The 21,480-nt window shown below is 71.2% G+C and carries 25 protein-coding genes, 1 tRNA gene and 1 other RNA gene; 17 read left to right on the plus strand and 10 right to left on the minus strand.

The features are described from left to right. Nucleotides 1-265 precede the first annotated feature (265 nt). The 15 genes from ACPXCB_RS08575 (at nucleotide 266) to ACPXCB_RS08645 (ending at nucleotide 11,577) form a co-directional block, all read left to right on the plus strand. Nucleotides 266-517: a DUF6284 family protein gene (locus ACPXCB_RS08575; protein ID WP_425873770.1), complete on the plus strand. Its 252-nt coding sequence runs from the start codon at nucleotides 266-268 to the stop codon at nucleotides 515-517. Continuing rightward, nucleotides 517-891: an RRQRL motif-containing zinc-binding protein gene (locus ACPXCB_RS08580; protein ID WP_425873772.1), complete on the plus strand. Its 375-nt coding sequence runs from the start codon at nucleotides 517-519 to the stop codon at nucleotides 889-891. Before ACPXCB_RS08575 ends, ACPXCB_RS08580 begins: the two co-directional genes overlap by 1 nt. Further along, nucleotides 888-1,562, plus strand: coding sequence for an NUDIX domain-containing protein (locus tag ACPXCB_RS08585; RefSeq protein WP_425873773.1), 675 nt, complete (start codon nucleotides 888-890; stop codon nucleotides 1,560-1,562). The genes ACPXCB_RS08580 and ACPXCB_RS08585 overlap by 4 nt, the downstream gene beginning before the upstream one ends. 251 nt (nucleotides 1,563-1,813) lie before the next feature. Continuing rightward, nucleotides 1,814-2,686, plus strand: a complete 873-nt coding sequence (locus ACPXCB_RS08590) for an ABC transporter permease (RefSeq protein WP_425873985.1) — start codon at nucleotides 1,814-1,816, stop codon at nucleotides 2,684-2,686. Between the two features lie 89 nt (nucleotides 2,687-2,775). Beyond that, nucleotides 2,776-3,243 (plus strand): DUF3307 domain-containing protein, encoded by a 468-nt coding sequence (locus ACPXCB_RS08595; protein ID WP_425873775.1) that lies wholly within the window; start codon nucleotides 2,776-2,778, stop codon nucleotides 3,241-3,243. Nucleotides 3,244-3,270: 27 nt separating this feature from the next. Continuing rightward, a complete protein-coding gene (locus tag ACPXCB_RS08600) occupies nucleotides 3,271-3,441 on the plus strand; it encodes a hypothetical protein (RefSeq protein ID WP_425873777.1) in 171 nt (56 codons plus the stop codon). Between the two features lie 87 nt (nucleotides 3,442-3,528). Further along, nucleotides 3,529-3,735 (plus strand): hypothetical protein, encoded by a 207-nt coding sequence (locus tag ACPXCB_RS08605; RefSeq protein WP_425873778.1) that lies wholly within the window; start codon nucleotides 3,529-3,531, stop codon nucleotides 3,733-3,735. 91 nt (nucleotides 3,736-3,826) lie between these two features. Continuing rightward, nucleotides 3,827-4,156 carry a hypothetical protein gene (locus ACPXCB_RS08610; RefSeq protein ID WP_425873780.1) on the plus strand — a complete coding sequence of 110 codons (330 nt, stop codon included), beginning with the start codon at nucleotides 3,827-3,829 and terminating at the stop codon, nucleotides 4,154-4,156. Continuing rightward, on the plus strand, nucleotides 4,153-6,342 hold the full coding sequence (locus ACPXCB_RS08615) for a cell division protein FtsK (protein WP_425873782.1): 2,190 nt from the start codon (nucleotides 4,153-4,155) through the stop codon (nucleotides 6,340-6,342). The genes ACPXCB_RS08610 and ACPXCB_RS08615 overlap by 4 nt, the downstream gene beginning before the upstream one ends. Nucleotides 6,343-6,489: 147 nt before the next feature. Further along, nucleotides 6,490-6,729, plus strand: coding sequence for a hypothetical protein (locus ACPXCB_RS08620; protein ID WP_425873784.1), 240 nt, complete (start codon nucleotides 6,490-6,492; stop codon nucleotides 6,727-6,729). Further along, nucleotides 6,726-7,028, plus strand: a complete 303-nt coding sequence (locus ACPXCB_RS08625; RefSeq protein ID WP_425873786.1) for a hypothetical protein — start codon at nucleotides 6,726-6,728, stop codon at nucleotides 7,026-7,028. Before ACPXCB_RS08620 ends, ACPXCB_RS08625 begins: the two co-directional genes overlap by 4 nt. 179 nt (nucleotides 7,029-7,207) lie before the next feature. Continuing rightward, the gene (locus tag ACPXCB_RS08630) at nucleotides 7,208-8,167 is read left to right on the plus strand and encodes a bifunctional DNA primase/polymerase (RefSeq protein ID WP_425873788.1); all 960 of its coding nucleotides are present in this window, start codon (nucleotides 7,208-7,210) and stop codon (nucleotides 8,165-8,167) included. After that, a complete protein-coding gene (locus ACPXCB_RS08635; RefSeq protein WP_425873790.1) occupies nucleotides 8,164-9,723 on the plus strand; it encodes a hypothetical protein in 1,560 nt (519 codons plus the stop codon). The genes ACPXCB_RS08630 and ACPXCB_RS08635 overlap by 4 nt, the downstream gene beginning before the upstream one ends. A 508-nt stretch (nucleotides 9,724-10,231) precedes the next feature. Beyond that, the gene (locus ACPXCB_RS08640) at nucleotides 10,232-10,441 is read left to right on the plus strand and encodes an excisionase family DNA-binding protein (RefSeq protein WP_357715285.1); all 210 of its coding nucleotides are present in this window, start codon (nucleotides 10,232-10,234) and stop codon (nucleotides 10,439-10,441) included. Then, nucleotides 10,441-11,577 carry a tyrosine-type recombinase/integrase gene (locus tag ACPXCB_RS08645; RefSeq protein WP_425873792.1) on the plus strand — a complete coding sequence of 379 codons (1,137 nt, stop codon included), beginning with the start codon at nucleotides 10,441-10,443 and terminating at the stop codon, nucleotides 11,575-11,577. Before ACPXCB_RS08640 ends, ACPXCB_RS08645 begins: the two co-directional genes overlap by 1 nt. A gap of 96 nt (nucleotides 11,578-11,673) precedes the next feature. On the opposite strand, the gene ACPXCB_RS08650 is transcribed toward ACPXCB_RS08645, so the two are convergent. Continuing rightward, nucleotides 11,674-11,746: transfer RNA gene (locus ACPXCB_RS08650), tRNA-Ala, on the minus strand. Nucleotides 11,747-11,834: 88 nt separating this feature from the next. After that, complete coding sequence (locus ACPXCB_RS08655) at nucleotides 11,835-12,425, minus strand: YqgE/AlgH family protein (RefSeq protein WP_089001872.1); 591 nt, start codon at nucleotides 12,423-12,425, stop codon at nucleotides 11,835-11,837. A 150-nt stretch (nucleotides 12,426-12,575) separates the two neighbouring features. Here ACPXCB_RS08655 and ACPXCB_RS08660 point away from each other — a divergent pair, with 150 nt between their 5' ends. Beyond that, nucleotides 12,576-13,379, plus strand: coding sequence for an S-methyl-5'-thioadenosine phosphorylase (locus tag ACPXCB_RS08660; RefSeq protein WP_425873794.1), 804 nt, complete (start codon nucleotides 12,576-12,578; stop codon nucleotides 13,377-13,379). A gap of 56 nt (nucleotides 13,380-13,435) precedes the next feature. Beyond that, nucleotides 13,436-15,031: a benzoylformate decarboxylase gene (gene mdlC / locus ACPXCB_RS08665; RefSeq protein ID WP_425873796.1), complete on the plus strand. Its 1,596-nt coding sequence runs from the start codon at nucleotides 13,436-13,438 to the stop codon at nucleotides 15,029-15,031. Nucleotides 15,032-15,052: 21 nt separating this feature from the next. Here the strand turns inward: mdlC and ACPXCB_RS08670 are convergent, their stop codons facing one another. From ACPXCB_RS08670 to ACPXCB_RS08705, 8 genes are all read right to left on the minus strand, one after another. Further along, nucleotides 15,053-16,015 (minus strand): hypothetical protein, encoded by a 963-nt coding sequence (locus ACPXCB_RS08670; protein ID WP_425873798.1) that lies wholly within the window; start codon nucleotides 16,013-16,015, stop codon nucleotides 15,053-15,055. Between the two features lie 40 nt (nucleotides 16,016-16,055). Then, nucleotides 16,056-16,526: a hypothetical protein gene (locus ACPXCB_RS08675; RefSeq protein ID WP_425873800.1), complete on the minus strand. Its 471-nt coding sequence runs from the start codon at nucleotides 16,524-16,526 to the stop codon at nucleotides 16,056-16,058. A 190-nt stretch (nucleotides 16,527-16,716) separates the two neighbouring features. Next, nucleotides 16,717-17,092: a transfer-messenger RNA gene (ssrA, locus tag ACPXCB_RS08680) on the minus strand. A gap of 104 nt (nucleotides 17,093-17,196) precedes the next feature. Beyond that, nucleotides 17,197-17,676 carry an SsrA-binding protein SmpB gene (gene smpB / locus ACPXCB_RS08685; RefSeq protein ID WP_088964850.1) on the minus strand — a complete coding sequence of 160 codons (480 nt, stop codon included), beginning with the start codon at nucleotides 17,674-17,676 and terminating at the stop codon, nucleotides 17,197-17,199. Between the two features lie 135 nt (nucleotides 17,677-17,811). After that, nucleotides 17,812-18,687 (minus strand): permease-like cell division protein FtsX, encoded by an 876-nt coding sequence (gene ftsX / locus ACPXCB_RS08690; RefSeq protein WP_425873802.1) that lies wholly within the window; start codon nucleotides 18,685-18,687, stop codon nucleotides 17,812-17,814. 65 nt (nucleotides 18,688-18,752) lie between these two features. Next, complete coding sequence (ftsE, locus tag ACPXCB_RS08695; RefSeq protein WP_091622236.1) at nucleotides 18,753-19,433, minus strand: cell division ATP-binding protein FtsE; 681 nt, start codon at nucleotides 19,431-19,433, stop codon at nucleotides 18,753-18,755. Between the two features lie 118 nt (nucleotides 19,434-19,551). After that, nucleotides 19,552-20,673 carry a peptide chain release factor 2 gene (gene prfB, locus ACPXCB_RS08700; protein WP_425873804.1) on the minus strand — a complete coding sequence of 374 codons (1,122 nt, stop codon included), beginning with the start codon at nucleotides 20,671-20,673 and terminating at the stop codon, nucleotides 19,552-19,554. Between the two features lie 191 nt (nucleotides 20,674-20,864). After that, nucleotides 20,865-21,380, minus strand: a complete 516-nt coding sequence (locus ACPXCB_RS08705; RefSeq protein WP_425873807.1) for a PadR family transcriptional regulator — start codon at nucleotides 21,378-21,380, stop codon at nucleotides 20,865-20,867. Between the last annotated feature and the right edge of the window lie 100 nt (nucleotides 21,381-21,480).

The following is a 21,480-nucleotide window of genomic DNA, read 5'->3' on the forward strand; positions in this document are numbered from 1 at the left end:
AGTTGACTGGATCACATACCAGTTGTTAGGTTCCCTCTACCCCCAGCCGGTAGCCACCGGGGAAGGCAGCGATCTATCGCTGCACGCCTACGAGCTGCCGTGTCTGGTCGTTCCCTGACAACTGAATCGGGCTGCACCTCCCTCCGAAAAGGTCGCCACGCACGGCTGAGGTCCGTGCAGCTCATCCCCCTGATTCGCGCGGTGGTGCGGGCTTCGGTTCGCACCACCGCGCTCCCCCCGTCACATCGACTAACGGAGGTTTCCCGTGAGGAAACGTCTCGCCCTCGTCACCGCCGAGCCGACCGCCGCCGACCTGGCCGCGATCGACACGGAGTGGCCGCTGATCGCGGCCGAACTGGACGTACTCGACGCCGAAATCACCCTGATCTACGCCGAGGACCACGGCGGCCCCACGCCGCTGGACTGGCGGCGGCTGCGCCGGGCCGAGGCCCGCGTCACCCGCGCCGCCGCCGAGCTGGCCGCCGGCACCCTCGCCGGCCCGCACCGCGCGGCCTGATGTCGCGCATCCGCGCCGCCTACCACGACCCGGACGGGTCGCGGTACGGCATCCCCACCTACTGGTGGCGCGGCGCACCGCCCGGCTACGCCACCCGCCGCCAACTGACCGCCGCCGGCCTACGCCCCGGCGGTCAACCGATCGCCGCCCAGGTGCTCTGGCAAGGGGTCGGCGGCACCCGCGCCGCCTACCTCTACCGGGTCGACCTGGCCCGCCCCAAGCGCACCGCCACCCCCGCCCAGCTCCGGGCGGTCCGCGCCGCGCTGACCGCCCGCCGCACCTGCCGCATCTGCCGCCAGGTCCGCAGCTACTACATCTCGCGCTCGCTCGGCGAGTGCCTTGAATGCGCCCACCCAATGGAGGCCACCGCATGATTCCCCGCACCTGCACCCACCCGAGCGTTCTGGACGGCATCGCCGCCGGAGCCGCGTGGGCCGACCCGACCATGGACCCCACCGACATCGACTGGACCGCCCGCCGGGCCGCCGCCGCGATCCCCTTCCCGCTGGTCGACGGACGGCCGGTCAACCCGTACGCCCCGACCGGCATCCGCTACGGCCGCAACCAGCTCGGCCACTGGGGCGAGGCCCTGGCCGCCGACGCCCTGGTGTCCCTCTGGGACGAGAACCGGCACCGCTGGATCCTGATGGTGGAGCGCGGCGACGGCCACGGCTGGGCGCTGCCCGGCGGCCACGTCGACCCCGGCGAGACGCCGGCCGACGCCGCCGTGCGGGAGCTGGCCGAGGAAACCGGCCTGATCCTTCCCGATGCCCGGTGGGAGCTGTCGGCCCCGCGCTACGTGCCCGACCCCCGCGCCAGCGATGAGGCATGGATGGTCACCGTCCTGGCCCGCACCTGGATTGGCCACTACCGCCGCGACGACTTCCCGCCGGTGACCGGTGCCGACGATGCCCGGCGGGCGTTGTGGCTGCCCGCCGACGACTACGACGTGCTCGCCGACCACCTGGCCGACGCCTACGACGGCCAGGTGTTCCCCGCCCACCGTGACCTGCTCGCCGACAACCTGGACGAGGTGACCCGATGACCGCCCCCACCATCAACGGCACCCGCTACCCGCAGCCCATCGACGAGTTGGTGCCCCGCGCGCTGGCATGGGCCGAGCAGGAGCGCAAGATTCCGTCGCGTAACGCCCTGATGCGGCAGTACCGCATCGGTGCGCCGAAGGCCGACGCGGTGCGGGCCGAGGTGGTCCGGCTGCTCGCCGGCACCGACCTGGCCGAGAAGCCGGACGCCACCCCCGCACCGCCGAACCTGACCGGCCTCAGCGACGCCGACATGCTCCGCACGGCCGTCGACATCGCCGACGAACGCGGCGAGGTTCCCACCGCCGCCGAATACGCGGCCGTGTTCGGACTCGCGATGGACCGGGCGAGCGCGCTGGCCGAACTGGTGTCCATGACTCCCAGGTTCCGCGCGAACACCCCGCCGGTCGACACCGACGAGCCGACCCGAAACCCGTGGGACTACGCCGAGCCGATCGGCCCGGACCCGGCACCGGAGCCGGCCGAGACGACAGAGCGGGCCGAGACGCTGCGCGCGGCGATGATCGCCCGGGGCGCGCTGCTGCCGCCCGCCGGCACGTCGTGGACGGACCCGGTCGCACCCGAGTACGCCCCGCCGGCTGACCCGATTCCGGCGGCCCCGGTGGAGATCACGCCGCCCGCACCGGATGGGCAGGTCACGGCGGTCGGTCACCCGGACACGCCCACCCCGCGCAAGCCGGCCAAGTCGGCGGTGGTATGGCCGGTGGTGCTGCTGGCCCTGCCGGCGTTCGTGGCGATCTGGTCCGGGTGGGTCGGGCTCGGCGGACTCACCGGGTTCGGGGTGGTGCACCCGCTGCCGGGCATCTGGGACAGCTTCTCCATCAACTCCGCGATCACCCTGCCGATCGGCGTGGAGACGTACGGCGCGTACGCCCTCTACGTGTGGCTGTCCGGCAGGGTGCCCGCCCCGGCCCGCCGATTCGCCAAGTGGTCCGCCCTCGGCTCCCTCGCCGTCGGCGCGCTCGGCCAGATCGCCTACCACCTCCTGGAGGCAGCCGGGGTCACCTCGGCCCCGTGGTGGATCACCACCGCCGTCGCGTGTCTCCCGGTCGCGGTGCTCGGCATGGGCGCCGCCCTCGCGCACCTCGTCCGCACCCACGACTAGCTATGCCCGGCGGCACGGCCCCTCGGCCTGGAAACCGTGCCGTGCCGCCGGCCCTCACCCCTCAGCCAACGACCTCAGGAGAGGTACCCATGTTCGCAGACCCCACAGGCCGCCACGCCGCCGCGTTCGCGGCCGTGTACGTCGCCCTCTACGTCGCCCACCAAGTCGGCGACCACTGGATCCAGACCCAGCACCAGGCCGACTGCAAGGGCCAGCCCGGCTGGCCCGGCCGCATCGCCTGCGCCGCGCACGTCGCCACCTACACCCTGACCGCCCTGGTCGCGCTGCTGCTTCTGGTCGCCGGTACCGGCCTGCGGCTGGACCCGTGGGGCGTAGCGGTCGGGCTGACGATCTCGGCGGTCAGCCACTACGTCGCCGACCGGCGCACCCCACTCAAGCGCATCGCCGCCGCCCTCGGATCGGCCCGCTTCTACGCCCTCGGCACCCCTCGCCCCGGCCGCGACGACAACCCGTCGCTTGGCACCGGGGCCTACGCCCTCGACCAGTCGTGGCACATCGGCTGGCTGTTCATCGCCGCCCTGTTCTGCGCCGCCTAACCCACCCCACACGAAGGAGAACCCCTGATGGCAAGCATCTCGATCGGCTCCGCTGGCGGGCGCATAACCACCGGCACCTCGCAGTTGTGGTGCCCGGCCTGCGGCAACGAAAGCAACTGGCGCGACATCACCGCCGACAGCCAGCGCACGCACGCCACCTGCGGCGACTGCGGCAACCGCGTCTCCGTCAAGAGCTGACCGCTCCCGTCGTCACCGGCTCATCACCCGGTGACGTGCGGAAGCCGCCAGACCCGCTGACGGCCCAACCGAAGGAGCACCACCGCTATGGGTAAGCGCAACGTCGCCTCCGGCACCGACCGCGTCGATGTCCAGGTCGGTCACGTCACCGGCCGCCGCGACACCGGCAAGACCCCGAAGGACACCAGCACCGCCGGCACCACGGCGGGCCGGACCGAGAACGTCCGCACCGGCAACGCCCGCGTTGGCCGGCAGGTCGACGAGATCACCGGCTCCCTGCACATCCGGTTCTGAGCCGGCCCGGCGGCACGGCCTCTGGCCTCGACAACCCGTGCCGTGCCGCCGGCCCCCCCCATCCGGCTTCAACCGTCAGGAGAGACCTCTGATGTTGTCACCCTTGCGAGCACTGCGCCGCGCAGTGATCCGTTCGCGGCCCCGCCGCCGGCTTTGGCTCGGGACGCCGCTGCGAGCCACGATCGCCGCCGCCGCGTGCGGCGGCTACATCCTGCTCCTCCACTACACGCAGGGCGTCGAGCGAGTTGACCTGCCGCTCCGCATGGAGGAATACGACCGGCCCGATGAGCGCGAGTTCACCGCCGTCGCCGCCGCCCTCGCGTCGCGTGGCCTGACCCGCACCACGTCGTGGCAGATCGACGCCTACGGCCGCCTCTGCGCCCCCATCGCTGTCATCCGCCCTGGGAAGGAGTCCCGATGAGCGAGCCGAACACCGACCCCGGCGACCGTTTCGACTGGCGGGCCGCAGAGGCCGACATCACCGCCGGCCCGGATGCGGAGGTGGTCGACCTGGACGCCGCCCGCGCCGCCCGCACCACCGACCCCGACTCCGACGGCGACGACGGCGGGCCGGTGCTGGTCGACTCGCCCGCCGCGCAGAAGTCACCGCGGTTCACCCTGTCGGGTGCGCGTGCCGGGCAGCGTCGGCCGATCCTGCCTGCCTGGTTGCGGTCGCTCGATGAGTTGCGTGAGGTAATGCGGTGGACGGTGGGGCACCTGCTGCACAGCACCGCCTACCACGCCACCCGCCTGCCGAAGTACGGCGGCAAGCTGCTGCTGCGCGCCCCCGCCGGAGCCGCCCGGATCGCCACTGGCGCTACCCGGTGGCTGTTCGACTGGGAAGGCGAGCAGTTGCGGCAGTCGACCTCCCAAACCAAGGACGGGGAGCTGTACCTGAAGCTGTCGCGGCAGCGTGACCGGCGGGTGCGGTGGCGCGGCATCGTCGCCACCTTCGCCCTGGCCGTGACTCTGGCCGGTGGCGTGGCGATGGCGTTCGCGCCGCCGTGGTCGCGGTGGGCAGTGCTCGCGATGCTGGTGACGTTGTGCGGGATGTTCGGTCAGCCGGCCGACAAGCCGCTGCTCGACACCGCCGTGGTCATCCCCCGCGTCGCCCGGCTCACCTCGGATGTCGTGGTGCGCGCCCTGGCCGTGCTCGGCATCTCCGGCATCACCCAAGCCATCGCCAAACAGGGACAGCGCGCTATCGCCTTCACCGCCCCTATCGTCCGCGACGGCCCCGGCTGGCGGGCCGACATCGACCTGCCGCCCGGCGTGACGGCCGGGGACGTGATCGAGCGCCGGGACCGGCTCGCCGCCGGCCTTACCCGCCCCCTCGGGTGTGTGTGGCCGGAGGGGCAGCCGGAGGTGCACCCGGGCCGGCTGCTGCTGTGGGTGGGCGATCAGGACATGGCCGCCACGGCGCCGAAGCCGTGGCCGCTACTCAAGAGCACGGGCGGGTTCGACCTGGGGCGTCCGGTGCCGTTCGGCACCGACCCGCGCGGACGGGTCATCTCCATCGAACTGCCCTATACGAACGTGCTCATCGGGTCGATTCCCGGCTACGGCAAGACGGCCGCCACGCAGGTGCCGATGCTGGCCGCCGCGCTCGACCCGTACGCGGAGTTGTGGTGCTTCGACTTCAAGGGCACCGGCGGCCTCGACCCCCTGGAGAAGGTGTCTGCCCGGTACGCGTCGGGGCAGGATGACGACACCGCCGAAGAGGGCCTGTTGGCGTTGCGGGAGTTGCGCAAGGAGTGCCAGCGCCGCGCCGCCGTCATCAAGGGCCTGCCCAAGGCGGTGTGCCCGGACAACAAGGTCACCCCGGAACTGGCCCGCCGCAAGAAGTTGGGCCTGCACTGGCTCGTCGTGGCCCTCGACGAGGTGCAGGAACTGTTCTCGCACCCGGAGTTCGGCAAGGAAGCCGGCGAGCTGGCCGAGAAGGTCATCAAGCTTGGTCGCGCCCTGGGCGTCATCCTCGTCGTGGCGACGCAGCGGCCGGATGCCAAGAGCCTGCCGACGGGCGTGAGCGCGAACGCCGGTACCCGGTTCTGCCTGCGGGTCATGGGTCAGATCGAGAACGACATGATCCTCGGCACCTCGGCCTACAAGAACGGCATCCGGGCGACCATGTTCGCCAAGAAGGACAAGGGCGTCGGCTACCTCGTCGGCGCGGCCGACGACGCGCAGATCGTGCGGACCTTCTACGTGGACGGCCCCACCGCCGAGAAGATCACCGACCGGGCACGGGCACTGCGCGAGGCTGCCGGCACCCTCACCGGGCACGCCATCGGGCAGGCCCCAACCACCCCGGCGGCCCGCCGAGACACCCTGCTCGACGACATCCTCACCGTCGTCCCCGCCACCGAGGCGAAGGTGTGGGCGGAGACGCTCACCGAGCGGCTCGCCGACCTGAACGCCGACGCGTACGGGGACCTGACCCGCGATCAGCTCACGGCCGCGCTCAAGCCGTACGGGGTCACCACGGGGCAGGTGTGGGGCACCGACCCCACGACCGGCAAGGGCGCCAACCGGCGCGGCATCGAACGGCAGCACATCGCCGATGCGGTCGCGGAGCGTAACAAGCGGCGCGGCGACAAAGCCGCCTAAGCCGGACAGCCGTGGGTTGCTAGGTCTAGCGGCACCCCCCGCTAGACCTAGCACCCCCGCTAGCAACCCATCCCAACCCTGGCCAGCGCCCTAGTTCCTAGCGGCGTCAGCCTTCCGCACCCTCAAACCGGCTCGTGGAGGCGTTTCGTGACCACCATTGCCCTGCTCGCTAGCCTCGCAGCCCTCGGTTACGCACTGTGCTACCTGGCCGTGTGCTTCACCTCGCCCTGGGGACGCTGCCGCCGCTGCCACGGCCGCCGCTCCCACCGCACTGCCATCGGCACCCGCCGCGACTGCCGCCGCTGCGACGGCACCGGCATCCGCGTCCGCTACGGCCGCCGCCTCATCGACTACATCCGCACCGAGTACCGGGCGGGCCACCAATGACCGCCCGCCGCGCCGGCCGCGCCGGTCACACCGACTGGTGCGGCCGAGACCACCGATGCAGCCTCGGCGAGCACCGCTCCGACGAAATCGTGGTCGACGCCGGCCACGCCCGCGCCGTGCTCGTCAGGGTGCGTACCGCCGCCGGCCGCGAACACGCCGAGGTGCGCGTCAGGGTCGCCCTCGCCCCCGGCGAGATCGCGGCCCGCCGTCAGTTGGTGGGGCTGCTCGGCGACGTGCGCCAGGCCGTGACCCGCGCTGCCATCGCGGCCCGGCCTCGACCCGGGCGGGCCGGGCGGTGACCGGCGGGCGGTGCGGCCATTGGATCGGCACCGCCGCCCGCTACTGCCACACCCCGGACAACCTCCGGCCCTACCTGCAAGGGCTGCGCTGCCCCGCTCACACGCCTTCAGCGCTCGCGGGGCGGCCGGAGCCGCCCTCTACCCCCATCTGTCCGCCATCGACCGAAGGAAGGGATCTCATGCCCGACCCTGGCCTGTTGGCCGCTGCCCTTGCCCACGCCGCGCGCGAATGGCACGTCTTCCCGCTGCGCCCCGACGACAAGCGGCCCGCGTTCCCCGACCACACCGCCGAGAACTGCACCCAGGCCGACCCGCGTTGCCGCGCCGCCGGCCGCCATCTCGGCTGGGAGCCCCGCGCCACCTGCGACCCGGATCGCATCCGGCGCGCGTGGTCGACGCGCCCCTACGGCGTCGGCATCGCCTGCGGCCCGTCCGGGCTGGCGGTGGTCGACCTCGACGTGCCCAAGACCGTCGACGACACTCCGCCCGCCGATTGGGCGGGTGCGCGTGACGGCTTGGACGTGCTCAGCGCCCTTGCCGCCCGCCACGGCGGCAGCATCGACACCACGTACACCGTGACCACCGGCCGGGGCGGAAGCCACCTGTACTACCGCCACCCCGCCGCCGGACCGCAGTTGCGCAACACGACCGGCGAGCGGAGCGGTCTCGGGTGGAAGGTCGACACCCGCGCGCACGGCGGCTACGTCGTCGCCGCCGGCAGCACCGTCGCCGGCCGCCCCTACGCCGTGGCGCTCGACTGCGACCCGGCGCCGCTGCCTACATGGCTGGCGGGGCTGCTCACCCCCGCCCCGCGACCGGCCTGCCGGCCCGCTGCGGTGGCGCTGCCGGCTGACCGGCGCGGCCCGTACGTGGCGGCGGCGATCCGCCGGCAGGTCGCCCACCTCACGGCCGCCCCGGACGGGCAGCGCAACCACGCCCTGTTCACCTCAGCGGTTGCCCTCGGCCAGCTCGCCGCCGGGGGTGCGCTCACCGACGACGACGTGACGGCCGTTCTAGAACCGGCCGCGCTGTCGATCGGCCTGCGGCCCGGAGAGGTCGCCCGCACGATCGCGTCCGGCCTGCGCACCGGGGCGAACAACCCGCGTCACCTCACCAACCTGGGAAGGACGGCGGCATGACCACCCGCCTACAGATCGGCTCCGGTCCGGAAACCATCCGCGTGCTCAAGGCCGCGCTCAGCGACGGGCTCCTGCCCGACACCTACGTGTCGGCCGGCTCCCTCGTGCACATGGAAGCCGTCTCCGGCGGCCTCACCGACGCCGTTGACGAAGACTCGCCGCTGCCGGTGTCGGCCAGCACCATCAACCCTGCCGGCCTCGCCGGGCTGCTCGCCCAACACGCCTACGTCTACCGGATCAAGACCCGCAAGGACGACAAGGGCAACCCGGACACCTACGAAGACGAGGTGACCCCACCCCGCGACGCCCTGTCGTCGGTGCTGGCCGGTAAGACGTGGCCGGGAGTGGCACCGCTGCGCGGGATCATCGGCGCGCCCGTGCTGCGCCGAGACGGCACCCTGCTCCAGGCCCCCGGCTACGACCCGGCCACCGGCTTCTACCTCGCGTCGAAGGTGGCGCTGCCGCCGGTGCCGGACGCGCCCACCCGAGAGCAGGTCGCCGAAGCGCGCCGCTTCCTGCTCGGCGCGTTCCTGCGCGACTTCCCGTGGTCGTCGCCAGCGGACCGGGCCAACTACATAGCGCTGTTGGCAACGCCGGTACTGCGGCACTACACCCGCAGCCTGACGCCGTTCGGGCTGATCGACGCGACCATGCCCGCGTCCGGTAAGAGCATCCTCACCGCCGGCCCCGGGATGCTCTACGGGCAGCGCATGATGCCCTGGGTCGACAGCGACGAAGAACTCCGCAAGAGCATCACCGCGGTTCTCGCCGATCAGGTCGGCGTGGTCATCTGGGACAACGTCCCCGAAGGTGGCGTCATCGACTCCGCGATCCTCGCCCAGCTCGTCACCAACACCGTGTGGTCCGACCGGCAGCTAGGCGCGTCGCGCAACATCGCCACCATTAACGACCGGCTATGGATGGCCACCGGCAACAACCTCCAGGTTGGCGGCGACATGGCCTCCCGCACGGTGCGGGTGCACCTCGACCCGAACATGCCGCACCCCGAACTACGCGACCAAGAGGCGTTCGGCATTCCCTACCTCGACCAGTGGATCACCGAACCCGCCAACCAAATGACCGTCCTGTGGCACGTCCTGATTCTCGTGCTCGACTGGACCCGCAACGGCGCACCCCGCGCCCCCGGCCTGACCATGCGGCAGTTCACCCCATGGGCGCAGGCCCTCGGCGGGTTCCTCGCCTGGCACGAAATCCACGGGTTCCTCACCAACGCCGCCGAGGTACGCGGGATCGATGAAGACGAAACGCGCTGGCGCGCGTTCCTCACCACCTGGCATGAGCGCCACGGCGGTAAAGCCATGACGGCCGCTGACCTGCGCAGAGACGCAGAGCCCATGCACCTCGGCAGCGACGTCAACGATCCGTGGGACGGGCAATTCATCACCACCACCGCCGGACGCCTACCCAACCCGCTGCAACTCGGCCGGCTGCTGACCGGGCAGGCCGGACGCTGGCGCGGTGACCACGTCATCCGTGCCGGCAAACACGAACGCGGCAACCGGGCCGTGTTCTGGGTCGAACGCCACGAGGGCTAGGGGGTCAAACCCCGCTGAACCATCTCGGCATCTCGGCATCTCGGCGGAAACGGCACCCTACCTGGGAAAACAGCCTGCCGAGATCAAGGCAATCGGTAAACCTCCATCTCGGCATCTCGGCACCCCTCCTGCCGAGATGGAAGCCGGTTGCCGAGATCGACCCTCAACCCCGGTCAAGATCTCGGCAGACGTTTGCCCAGCTCAACGGCACCTTTGCCGAGATGCCGAGATGCCGAGATGGTTCAGCCCTCTCCCACAGAAACCACCGACCACCCGCCACTACCCTCCACCCAGCCGGCCCGCTGAGAGCCACACAGCCGCTCAGGCGCATTCCTTTACACCAGGGCTCCGCAGATCTTGGCTCTGCGGCGCTCTCAGCGGGCCGCTCTGCGCCCTTCTGCGCAGCACCCTTCCCGATTCTCCGCCAGTGACCCGCGACGACCGAAAGGCGCTCAGCGTGCCACTCAACACCCCCTACACCACTCCCCCACGGCAAAGGAGGTCGACCGTGCCGGAGAAGTTCCTATCCATCCCGGAAGTCGCTGAACGCCTCGGTACGACCGAGCGGTTTCCGCGCCGGCTGATTGAAGAACGGCGAATCGAGTTCAAGCGGTTTGGTCGACACGTTCGCATCGCTGAGAGCACCCTCAGCGCCTACATCGACTCGTGCACCGTTGCCCCAATGCGCCGCGTCGGGCGGGAAAGGCGGGCCGCCTAGTGGGAGGCAACACCAGCGGGCGTAAGCGCAGATTCGGCAGCGTTCGCAAGCTGCCGTCCGGCGCGTGGCAAGCGCGCTACACCGGACCGGACGGGTTACCTCGCAAGGCACCAGCCACGTTCGACACCAAGCGGGCGGCCGAACAATGGCTAGTCGAAACCGAGGCCGAGATGCTGCGCGGGGACTGGCTCGACCCCAACGCCGGAAACATCAGTCTTGCTGAGTACGCCGATCAGTGGATGCGGGAACGAGATCTCAAGGCACGGACGCGCGAGGAATACGAGCGACACATCCGGCTACACGTCCGGCCGCATCTCGGCGACCACGCGCTTAACGAGGTCACCGCGCCTCACATCCGCAAATGGCGGGCGGACCGACTAGCCGATGGCGTAGGGAAACCCACCGCAGCGAAGACGTACCGAATCCTGCACGCCATCTTCGCTACCGCTGTAGACGACGACTTGATCCGCCGCAACCCCTGCCGCATCAAGGGAGCCGGCCAGGACAAGGCGGAGGAGCGACCTACCGCGACGCTTCAACAGGTGTTTGCCATCGCCGAAGCCATCCAGCCGCGCTACCGCCTGTTCGTCCTCCTGGCCGCGTTCGCGCAACTACGGTTCGGCGAACTGGTGGCGCTACGCCGCCGAGATATCGACCTGCGCACGATGGAATTGCGGGTGCGTCGGGCCACGGCGGAAATGGAAGACGGCACGCAAGTTGATGATGACCCGAAATCCGAGGCGGGAAAGCGGCCGATTAGCCTGCCGGCTGGGCTACGGGCTGACGTGGAATGGCACCTAGCTCAGTTCGCCGAGGGTGGCCCGAACGGGCGTCTGTTTCTCGGCCCTCAGAGCGGCATCCCGCGTCGGCGCAACTTCAACCGCGTATGGCGCAACGCGCTGACCGCCGCCGGTATCCCTAACAGCCTCGGATTGCACCTGCACGACCTGCGGCATACCGGCAGTACGTGGTCGGCGCAGAGCGGCGCGACGCTCAAAGAGCTGATGGCACGGATCGGGCATTCCAGCACGCGCGCGGCGATGATCTATCAGCACGCGACTCGTGACCGGGATCACACCATCGCCGCCGCCCTGGACGCGCTGATCGAAGAGGCGCGAGGCAAGCTCAGCGCCTGATCTGGCATGGTTCTGGCACAAAGCAGATTGCGAGCGGAAGAAACGAGAAACGCCCTGGTGGGAGATTTGGTCTCTCACCAGGGCGTTTCGCAAGGGTGGAGCCGAGGGGACTCGAACCCCTGACCCCCACACTGCCAGTGTGGTGCGCTACCAGCTGCGCCACGGCCCCTTGCCTTGTCCCCGTCACCCGGGCACGAGAGAACTATACACAGCGACCGCCGCATGGTCATCTCGCGGGGGCCCACCCCCGGCGCGGCTCAGTTGAGCGCCACGTCCGGCGGGAAGTGTGCGACCGCCGCCATCATGCCGCCCTGGCGGCGCAGCACCATCGGCCACAGGTCGTCCGGCCGGTCCACGAAGGCGTCGCCGGGCAGCGCGTCCAGCACGAACCAGGAGCCGTCCTCGATCTCCTGCTCCAACTGCCCCGTGCCCCAGCCGGAGTAGCCGGCGAAGACCCGGATGCCGGTGATGCCCTCCCGCAGCGGCCCTGGGTCGACGGAGAGGTCGAGGGTCCCGACCGCCCCGGAGACCTGGTGGAACCCCCTGAGCCGCTGCACCGGGTGACGCATCCGGGCCAGGCAGATCGCCGAATCGGGCTGCACGGGGCCGCCCTCGAAGAGCACCGCCGGGTCGCGGGCCAGGTCGCTCCAGTCGCCGAGCACGTCGGCGACCGGCACCTCGGTGGCCCGGTTGAGCACCACGCCGAGGGCGCCGCCGGGCTCGTGCGCCACCAGCAGCACCACCGTACGGTCGAAGTTCGGGTCCTTCAGCGCCGGCGTCGCGACCAGCAGCCGCCCGGTCATCGACCCCGTCGCCCGCCCGCCGATCGCCTGCCCCTCTCCCTGCATGCCGGACACCCGTCAGACCGACCGGACCGGGACGCCCGGGGGCACCGGTGTCATCCGCGCTGTGAACGCCATGCCTGGCACCATAGCTTGCCCCCGGGGCGGTGGCTAAGGTCTGACGTGCGGTAGATCGGCGGACACGAGGGAGGGCCGATGGGTCCCACGGCGGAACTCGCGGTGATCGGCGGTTCGGGGCTCTACGCGTTGCTCGACAACGCGACCGAGCACGTGGTGGAGACGCCCTACGGGCCGCCGTCCGACGCCGTCACGATCGCCGAGGTCAGCGGCCGGCGGGTGGCGTTCCTGCCCCGCCACGGCCGGGACCACCGCCACCCGCCGCACCTGATCCCCTACCGGGCCAACCTCTGGGCGCTGCGCTCCCTCGGCGTACGCCAGGTGCTCGCCCCCTGCGCCGTGGGCGGCCTGCGGCCGGAGCTCGGGCCGGGCACGTTCGTGGTGCCCGACCAGCTGATCGACCGCACCAGCGGACGGACGCAGACCTACTACGACCGGGGCGCGGTGCACGTCTCCTTCGCCGACCCGTACTGCCCCGCCGGCCGGCGTACGCTGCTGGCCGCCGCGGCCGGCCGGGACGTGCCCGCGGTGGACGGCGGGACGGTGGTGGTGGTCGAGGGCCCGCGCTTCTCCACCCGTGCCGAGTCGCGGTGGTACGCCTCGATCGGCGGCACGGTGGTCAACATGACCGGCCACCCGGAGGCGGTGCTGGCCCGCGAGCTGGCCCTCTGCTATTCCTCGATCGCCCTGGTCACCGACCTCGACGCGGGCGTGGAGGGCGGCGGCGCGGTGACGCAGGAGGAGGTGTTCCGGGTCTTCGGGGAGAACACCGACCGGCTGCGGGGCCTGCTGCTGGCGGCCGTCGCCGCGCTGCCGGCCGAACGGGACTGCGCCTGCGGGCACGCGCTGGACGGCATCACCCTGCCCTTCCCCCTCCCCTGAGGTGAGGAGCGGCGAAAGGCCCGGATAGCCCGAGTCGCCCCGATAGCCTGAGGGCGATGGCTACGGTCCGCGACACCACGTACGACCTGCTCCGTGCCCTCGGCCTGACCACCGTCTTCGGCAACCCGGGCTCCACCGAGGAGCCGTTCCTGCGGGACTTCCCGGACGACTTCCACTACGTGCTCGCCCTGCACGAGGCGTCGGCCGTCGGCATGGCGGACGGCTACGGGCAGGCCACCGGCGGGGCGGCGCACGTCAACCTGCACACCGCCCCCGGCACGGGCAACGGCATGGGCAACCTGGTCACCGCGTGGCACAACCGCACCCCGCTGATCGTCACCGCCGGCCAGCAGACCCGGGAGATGCTGCTGATCGAGCCCCGGCTGACCAGTCGGCGGGCGACCGAGCTGCCCCAGCCGTACGTGAAGTGGAGCCACGAACCGGTCCGCGCGCAGGACGTCCCGGCGGCGTTGATGCGGGCGTACGCGACGGCGGTGCAGCCGCCCGCCGGGCCGGTCTTTCTCTCGCTGCCCCTCGACGACTGGGCGCAGCCGGCCGACCCGCCACCGCCGGTGCGGACGGTGGCGACCCGGTTCGCGCCCGACCCGCGCCGGCTGCGCGAGTTCGCCGCCGTGCTGGCCGCCAGCCGCGCGCCCGCGCTGGTGCTCGGCGCGGCCGTGGACCGGGCCGACGGCTGGCCCGCCGCCGTGGCGCTGGCGGAGCGGCTCGCCGCGCCGGTCTGGTCGGCGCCCGCGCCGGAGCGGGCCGCCTTCCCCGAGGACCACCCGCACTTCCGGGGGGTGCTCCCGTTCGCGATGGGGCCGCTCTCGGAGGCGCTGGACGGGCACGACACCGTGCTGGTGGTCGGGGCGCCGGTGTTCCGCTACTACCCGCACGTGCCGGGCGACCACCTGCCCACCGGGGCCCGCCTGCTGCACGTCACCGACGACCCGGACGAGGCGGCCCGCGCGCCGGTGGGCGACAGCCTGCTCGCCGACGCCGGGCTGGCCCTGACCGCCCTGGTCGACCTGCTCCCGACGGCGGACCGGCCGGCGCCACCCGCGCGCCCCGATCCGCCCCCGCCGGCGAACGGGCTGCCGTTGGCCCCGGACGCCCTCTTCGCGGCCCTGGCCCGGCACTGGCCGGCCGACGGGATCCTGGTCCAGGAGTCGCCGTCCAGCCTGCCGGCGTTGCGCCGCCGGCTGCGCGCCACCCGCCCCGGGTCGTACTTCACGATGGCCAGCGGCGGCCTCGGGTACGGCCTGCCGGCGGCGGTGGGCATCGCGCTCGCGCAGCGCGACACCGGCCGGGGACGGCCGGTGGTCGCGGTGATCGGGGACGGCTCGTTCCACTACTCGGTGCAGGCGCTCTGGACCGCCGCGCGGCTGCGCCTGCCGCTGGTCGTGGTGGTGCCGGTCAACCAGCAGTACGCCATCCTGAAGGCCTTCGCCGACTTCAAGGACACCCCGGGGGTGCCCGGGCTGGACCTGCCGGGGCTGGACATCACCGCGATCGCCCGGGGCTACGGCTGCACGGCCACCGTCGTGGAGACCCCGGAGCAGCTCGGCGACGCCCTGGCCGCCGGCCTGCGCGCCGACGGCCCGACGGTGCTGCCGGTGCCGGTCAGCACGGAGGTGCCCCGGCTCCTGTGAGCCGCCACCCGGTCGCTCCCGTCAGCGCGTCGCGAGGCGCAGCGGCGCGCCGGTCAGCACGTCGAGGATCGGCCGGTCGCCCAGCGGCGCCTTCAGCGTGGCGGTGACCGGTTCCATCTTCAGCATCGCGTTGCACACGCCGGTGGAGCGGATCACGCTGCCGCCCACCACCACGACGTCGTCGCGCTCCTGCACCAGCGGGGTGATCCCGGTGTCGCAGCTGCCCACGCCGAGCCGCCAGGTCAGCTCGGCGCCATTCACGGACTGGACGTCCTGTGCGCCGACCAGGCCCTCCGGGGCCGGCCGGGCGGGCGGGGCGGGCTCGGGCGGGGCGGTGACGGCCTGCGGCGCCACAGCGAGCCGGGCCACTGGCGCGGTGAGTTCCTCGACGGTGAACAGCCACGCCGGCACCTGCGCCTCGCCCCGGCTGGTACGCACCGGCGCGGCGCCCAGCTTCACGGCCGTGACCGTCAGCGGGACGCAGGCGGTCTGCGAGTTGCTGCTCACCGGGCCGTCGGGCCCCGGCTCGATGGTGGGGCCGCCACCGGGGAGCTTGGACCCGGGATCCTTGGGGCGGCCGTCGCACGGCGGCGGGTCGCCCTGGTCGAGCTGCCCGTACGCGGTGGCGGCGCTGACCAGCGGGACGGTCAGCGTGCCGTCCGGAAACGTGATGGTGCCGTCGGCGGGCTGCGCGACGGGCAGGTCGACCTGGTCCCGGTACCAGCCGTTGAGGAAGGCGACCTTGGTCTCCCCGGTGAAGCCCGGGTCGCCGACGAGCACCGTCGGGTCCTGCATCGGTACGTAACCGGACTTCCACGCCGGAAGCGGTCGCCACGAGTCGGCCACCTCGGTGGCCCGCTGGGCGAAGGCGTCGCGACGCGGGTCGGAGTCGACCGGGTCGACGGCCGGGTCAGAGCCGGCCGGCGCGCACCCGGCGACGATCATCAACAGCGGAAGGCCCAGCAGGGCGGCGGTACGGCGCATGTGGGTTGGACGCCGGTACGCCCACACCGGTTCCCCCTGGTCAGGTCTCTCCGCCGAGATCCGTCTCGTACGCCTCCCAGAGCAGGTCCGCGCCGCGCTGCCGATGCCGGGCAAGGGCCCGTAGCAGGTGCGCGGCACGATCGAGGAGGTCGTCGAGCGAGGCGTCCGGCAGCTCCGCCGCCTGCTGGAGGGCGCTCAGCGCGGCGGTGATGGCGACGTGCTCCCGGGCCAGCAGCCGCACCCCGCGTTCCAGCCGGGGCGAATGGCCGAGCACCTCGGCGTAGAGGCCGGCGGGCCCCTCGGTGACCCGGACGTGCTCCGTGAAGCCCCGACGCACGGGGCCGAGCCCCACGAGGAAGCGTTCCCGCCAGCGCGGTCCGGCCGGCGCGACGGCCAGCGCCCGGGCGAGCGGGTGCAGGTCCCCGGGCGGGGCGCCGGAAAGCCGGCGCGCGGCGGGCGGCCGGAGCCCTCCGGGCGGGGTGGGCGGCTGCTGGATCGGACCGGTGACCATGGGCACCTCCCGCGTCGCGTCTGACCGCGTACAGCGATGGTGGACCCGCGCGTGCGCCCTGTCCAGAGGCGGGACGGACCTCATCGGTCCCATCCGTACCACCTGTCCCAGGCGACCCGCCCGCCCCAGGGCCGACCGGTCCGGACACGACGATGCGCCCCGGTCCGGTGGACCGGGGCGCATCGTCTGGTGGTGGAGGTGCCGGGAATCGAACCCGGGTCCTTCGCCGGTTTGTCAGGGCTTCTCCGAGCGCAGCTCGCTGTGCCTCTACTCGGCCCCACCGCTCACGCGAGCAAGTTGGTGTGACGGGCCCAGTCGCTGATTAATCTCGCCGCACGGACCCCGCGACCGGGTCCGATTGGCCAGCCTTCTAGCTGATGCCGGCTAACTGGGTCGAAGGCGCTCCCAGGCCGACAGACTCACTACTCGCCTCAGGCGGCGAGAGCGAAGTCAGCGCGATTGTTCTTGGCGCTTATTGGTTTCCGACGACCGATTCTCGAGACGACGTCGGCTTCCTCGGCTCGCTTCCCCTGTCGCTGCGTACGAAGTCGAAACCAGTCACCCCCTCGACAGGCCGCCGATGTGGCGGCACTGACAAGCGTAACGCCTACCGCAACGGGTTTCATCCCGAGCCCCCGGCGGGCGCGCCGAACCGGACAGGACGGACACCTCAGTCATCCATGCCCTTGCCACGCCGGCCGGCGACCCGGGCGATCTCCCGGTCCGCGTCCCGCTTGGCGAGGTCCTGCCGCTTGTCGTACGACTTCTTGCCCTTCGCCAGGGCGATCTCCACCTTGGCCCAGCCGTCGGAGAAGTAGACCTGCAACGGCACCATGGTCAGGCCGCCCTCGCGGGTCTTGCCGATCAGCCGGTCGATCTCCAGCCGGTTGAGCAGCAGCTTGCGGGTCCGCCGGGGCTCGTGGTTGGTCCAGGTGCCCTGCGTGTACTCGGGAATGTGCATCCCGTGCAGGTAGAGCTCGCCGTTGCGCTCCTGCGCGAACGCGTCGACCAGCGACGCGCGCCCGGCCCGCAGCGACTTGACCTCCGTGCCGGTCAACGCCATGCCCGCCTCGTAGGTGTCGAGGATCGCGTAGTCGTGCCGGGCCTTCTTGTTGGAGGCGACGACCTTGCGTCCCTTTTCCCGTGGCATCGGCGCCACCCCCTTCCGGTGATCCGCGCCGGACGTGACCGGCCGCGGGGCGGAGATCATGCTACCCGAACGGCAACGGCCCTCCCGCGCCGTTTGTTCCTGGCGCGGAAGGGCCGTCGTCGAGCCGTACGGGCGTCAGACCCGCAGGTAGAAGCGGAGCGTGACCCAGGCGGTGACCGCGCTGACCAGGCCACCGACGCCGGCCATCAGCGGGAACATGAACAGGATGTCGCCCCAGCCGATCGGGGAGAGCAGGCCCTGCAACGCCTGGAGCGATCCGTCGAACAACAGATACTTCGCCGCGATGAGGGCCACCAGGCCGAGTAGCGAGCCGATCAGGCCGGCGACCACGGCCTCCAGTACGAACGGCGCCTGGATGAACCAGTTCGACGCGCCGACCAGTTTCATGACCGCGACCTCACGCCGCTTGCTGTACGCGGCCACCTGGATCGTGTTGGCGACCAGGAGCAGCGCGGCGACGGCCATCACGATCGCGGCGGCCAGGGCGATGTTCTGGATCGCGGTGAGGATGTCGAAGATCTTGTCCAGCAGGCGACTCTGGTCGACGATCTCGTCGACGCCTTCGGTGTCCTTGTACTGGTCGTAGATGTTCTTGTACTGCTCGGGATTGTTCAGCGTGAGCCGGTACGACTCGGGCAGGCTGTCCGCCTTGACCGCGCTGAGCAGGTCGGGAGCGTCCTGGAACATCTCCTGGAAGCGCTTGTACGCCTCCTCCTTGTTGACGTAGATGACCTCCTTGACCAGCGAGTCGGCCTTCAGCTTCGCGTCCAGGGACTCACGCTGCTCGGGGGTCACCTCCTGTGTCAGGAAGATCGAGACCTGGATGTTCTTGTAGTAGAGGTCCTTCATGTCGTCGACCTGGCGGTACATGAGACCGCTGGCGCCGAGCATGGTCAGCGAGACCGCCATCGTGATGATCATCGCGATGGTCATGGTCACGTTGCGCCACAGTCCGACCAGTACCTCGGACAGGACGTATTTCACGCGCATCGGGATTTCCTCCGGGTCTCCGGCATGAGGTGTTCGTCGTCAGGCTGCGCAGGGGTGGCGTCGGCTCAGCCGTAGACGCCGCGGGCCTGGTCGCGCACGATGCGGCCACTCTCGATCTCGATGACCCGGCGGCGCATCTGGTTCACGATGTTGGAGTCGTGCGTGACCATCACGACGGTCGTGCCGGTGCGGTTGATCCGGTCCAGCAGGCGCATGATCTCGATCGAGGTGTCCGGGTCCAGGTTTCCGGTCGGCTCGTCCGCGAGCAGGATCAGCGGACGGTTCACGAACGCCCGGGCGACGGCGACCCGCTGCTGCTCACCACCGGAGAGCTCGTGCGGGTAGCGGTGCTCCTTGCCACCGAGTCCGACCAGCTCCAGAACCTCGGGCACGACCCGGCGGGCGACCGCCTTGGTCTTGCCGATCACCTCGAGGGCGAACGCCACGTTCTCGTACGCGGTGCGGTTCGGCAGCAGCCGGAAGTCCTGGAACACGCAGCCGATGGAACGCCGGAAGTGGGGTCGCTTCCAGGAACGCATCGACGTGACGTCCTTGCTGTTGACGACGACCCGGCCCTTGTTGGGCGCGACCTCGTGCAGCAGCAGCTTGATGATGGTGGACTTGCCGGAGCCGGATGGACCGATGAAGAAGACGAACTCGCCCTTCTCGATCGAGACGGACACGTTGTCGAGCGAAGGCCGGGACGCCTTCGGGTACGTCTTCGTCACTTGCTCAAGCTGAATCACGGGTCGTGAGTCTACGCGGTGTAACCGGGGAGCCAAGCCCCACGCCCCGCCGTTGCGAGTCGCGTCATCCAATTCGGGCGTACCGGGAAGATCGATGACGCGCTCCGCCCACGGTTGATCACGCAGCGTCGCCGGCGAGCTGCTGCTGCTTGCGCCACCGGATGCCCGCCTCGAGGAACTTGTCCAGGTCGCCGTCGAAGACCGCCGTCGGGTTGCCCGTCTCCTGCTCCGTCCGCAGGTCCTTCACCATCTGGTACGGGTGCAGGACGTACGAGCGCATCTGGTCGCCCCACGCGCCGGTGGTGTCCTTCTTCAGGCCCTGGAGCTTCGCCTGCTCCTCCTGGCGCTTGACCTCCAGCAGCCGGGCCTGGAGCACCCGCAGCGCGGACGCCTTGTTCTGCAACTGGGACTTCTCGTTCTGACAGGTGACCACGATGCCGGTCGGGATGTGCGTGAGCCGCACGGCGGAGTCGGTGGTGTTGACGCTCTGCCCGCCCGGCCCGGAGGAGCGGTAGACGTCGACCCGCATCTCGTTCTCGGGGATCTCGATGCTGTCGGTCTGCTCGACCACCGGCAGCACCTCGACGCCGGCGAAGCTGGTCTGCCGGCGCCCCTGGTTGTCGAAGGGGCTGATCCGCACCAGCCGGTGGGTGCCCGACTCGACGCTGAGCGTGCCGTACGCGTAGGGCACCTTGACCGTGAAGGTGGCCGACTTGAGGCCCGCCTCCTCGGCGTAGGAGGTCTCGTAGACCTCCGTCGGGTAGCCGTGGCGCTCCGCCCAGCGCAGGTACATCCGCAGCAGCATCTCGGCGAAGTCCGCCGCGTCCACGCCGCCGGCGCCGGCCCGGATGGCGACCAGCGCCTCCCGGGAGTCGTACTCGCCGGAGAGCAGGGTGCGGACCTCCATCTCCTCGATGGCCTTGCCCAGCGTGGCGATCTCCGCCTGGACCTCGGTGAGCACCCCCGGGTCGGACTCCGCCTCGGCCAGCTCCAGCAGCACCTTGGCGTCGTCGAGCCCGGAACGGAGGCTGCCGAGCTTGCTGATCTCGCCGTTGACGTACGACAACTGGGAGGTCACTTCCTGGGCCTTCGCCTGGTCGTCCCACAGGTCGGGCGCGGAGGCCTCCTGCTCCAGGCGGTCCTTGTCCGCGCGCAGCCGGTCGATGTCGAGCACCGCCTCGATGTTGCGCAGGGTGGCGTCGAGGTCCTTGAGCTGTTCGGCGTAATCGGCAGCGGTCACGACAGACAAGGGTACTGCTCTTGCGAGGAGTGAGCTTGCGAGCCCCGCAGCACGAGCCAAAAAGACCCAGTTCGTGCGAGGAGTGAGCCTGCAAACCCCGCAGCACGAGCCAAAAAGACCCAGTTCGTGCGAGGAGTGAGCCTGCAAACCCCGCAGCACGGGCCAAAAAGATCCCGGTGGGGCGCCTTTGATCAGGCGACCGGGGCGCTCTTCAGCCAGGACAGGGCGGCCTTGTGGTAGGCGACGGCGAACTCCAGCGCGCTGGCGTCGTACGCGTCGCCCTCCTTCTTGGCGTTCTTGACCTGCTCCCGGACCTTGGCCAGGGCCTCGGTGTGGTACTCGTTGGCCGCGGTTTGGAGGTTCTTGAGCTGGCTGGCCGAGTGCAGCTCACCGAAGGCGATCCGCAGGGCGATCGGGTTGCGGATGGTGTCCCGCCCCGGCTCCTCGGCCAGCCAGCGGGAGAATGTCCGTTTTCCCGCTGCGGTGATCGCGTACGGCTGGCTGGAGCGCGGGCCGGGCTTGCCCATCCGGACCAGGCCCCGCTCGGCCAGCACCGGCAGCTCCCGGTAGACCTGGCTACGCGTCATCGACCAGTACGGCGCCAGTCGGCGCTCGGCGGCGGCCATCAACTGGCCACCTGTCATGGGGCCCTCGTGGAGCAGCCCGAGCAGGGCCGCCGCCGTGGGGTTGACTCCGGAATCCGCCATGCCCCTCACGCTGCCACTTTGCCGACGCGGCGTCCAGGATTTGGCATTTTCGCCACCCGGTCGGGTTCCTATGTGCACTGTCGGCGCGAGACAGTCCGCC

This window comes from Micromonospora sp. DT62 (genome assembly GCF_049847285.1).
GTDB lineage: Bacteria > Actinomycetota > Actinomycetes > Mycobacteriales > Micromonosporaceae > Micromonospora > Micromonospora reichwaldensis.

Excerpts from the sequence above, each read along its gene's own strand:
- ACPXCB_RS08580 (WP_425873772.1), top strand. The coding sequence starts at position 517 with ATGTCGCGCATCCGCGCCGCCTACCACGACCCGGACGGGTCGCGGTAC.
- ACPXCB_RS08585 (WP_425873773.1), top strand. The coding sequence starts at position 888 with ATGATTCCCCGCACCTGCACCCACCCGAGCGTTCTGGACGGCATCGCC.
- ACPXCB_RS08590 (WP_425873985.1), top strand. The coding sequence starts at position 1,814 with ATGCTCCGCACGGCCGTCGACATCGCCGACGAACGCGGCGAGGTTCCC.
- ACPXCB_RS08595 (WP_425873775.1), top strand. The coding sequence starts at position 2,776 with ATGTTCGCAGACCCCACAGGCCGCCACGCCGCCGCGTTCGCGGCCGTG.
- ACPXCB_RS08600 (WP_425873777.1), top strand. The coding sequence starts at position 3,271 with ATGGCAAGCATCTCGATCGGCTCCGCTGGCGGGCGCATAACCACCGGC.
- ACPXCB_RS08605 (WP_425873778.1), top strand. The coding sequence starts at position 3,529 with ATGGGTAAGCGCAACGTCGCCTCCGGCACCGACCGCGTCGATGTCCAG.
- ACPXCB_RS08610 (WP_425873780.1), top strand. The coding sequence starts at position 3,827 with ATGTTGTCACCCTTGCGAGCACTGCGCCGCGCAGTGATCCGTTCGCGG.
- ACPXCB_RS08615 (WP_425873782.1), top strand. The coding sequence starts at position 4,153 with ATGAGCGAGCCGAACACCGACCCCGGCGACCGTTTCGACTGGCGGGCC.
- ACPXCB_RS08625 (WP_425873786.1), top strand. The coding sequence starts at position 6,726 with ATGACCGCCCGCCGCGCCGGCCGCGCCGGTCACACCGACTGGTGCGGC.
- ACPXCB_RS08630 (WP_425873788.1), top strand. The coding sequence starts at position 7,208 with ATGCCCGACCCTGGCCTGTTGGCCGCTGCCCTTGCCCACGCCGCGCGC.
- ACPXCB_RS08635 (WP_425873790.1), top strand. The coding sequence starts at position 8,164 with ATGACCACCCGCCTACAGATCGGCTCCGGTCCGGAAACCATCCGCGTG.
- ACPXCB_RS08655 (WP_089001872.1), bottom strand. The coding sequence starts at position 12,425 with ATGCAGGGAGAGGGGCAGGCGATCGGCGGGCGGGCGACGGGGTCGATG.
- ACPXCB_RS08660 (WP_425873794.1), top strand. The coding sequence starts at position 12,576 with ATGGGTCCCACGGCGGAACTCGCGGTGATCGGCGGTTCGGGGCTCTAC.
- mdlC (WP_425873796.1), top strand. The coding sequence starts at position 13,436 with ATGGCTACGGTCCGCGACACCACGTACGACCTGCTCCGTGCCCTCGGC.
- ACPXCB_RS08670 (WP_425873798.1), bottom strand. The coding sequence starts at position 16,015 with ATGCGCCGTACCGCCGCCCTGCTGGGCCTTCCGCTGTTGATGATCGTC.
- ACPXCB_RS08675 (WP_425873800.1), bottom strand. The coding sequence starts at position 16,526 with ATGGTCACCGGTCCGATCCAGCAGCCGCCCACCCCGCCCGGAGGGCTC.
- smpB (WP_088964850.1), bottom strand. The coding sequence starts at position 17,676 with ATGCCACGGGAAAAGGGACGCAAGGTCGTCGCCTCCAACAAGAAGGCC.
- ftsX (WP_425873802.1), bottom strand. The coding sequence starts at position 18,687 with ATGCGCGTGAAATACGTCCTGTCCGAGGTACTGGTCGGACTGTGGCGC.
- ACPXCB_RS08705 (WP_425873807.1), bottom strand. The coding sequence starts at position 21,380 with ATGGCGGATTCCGGAGTCAACCCCACGGCGGCGGCCCTGCTCGGGCTG.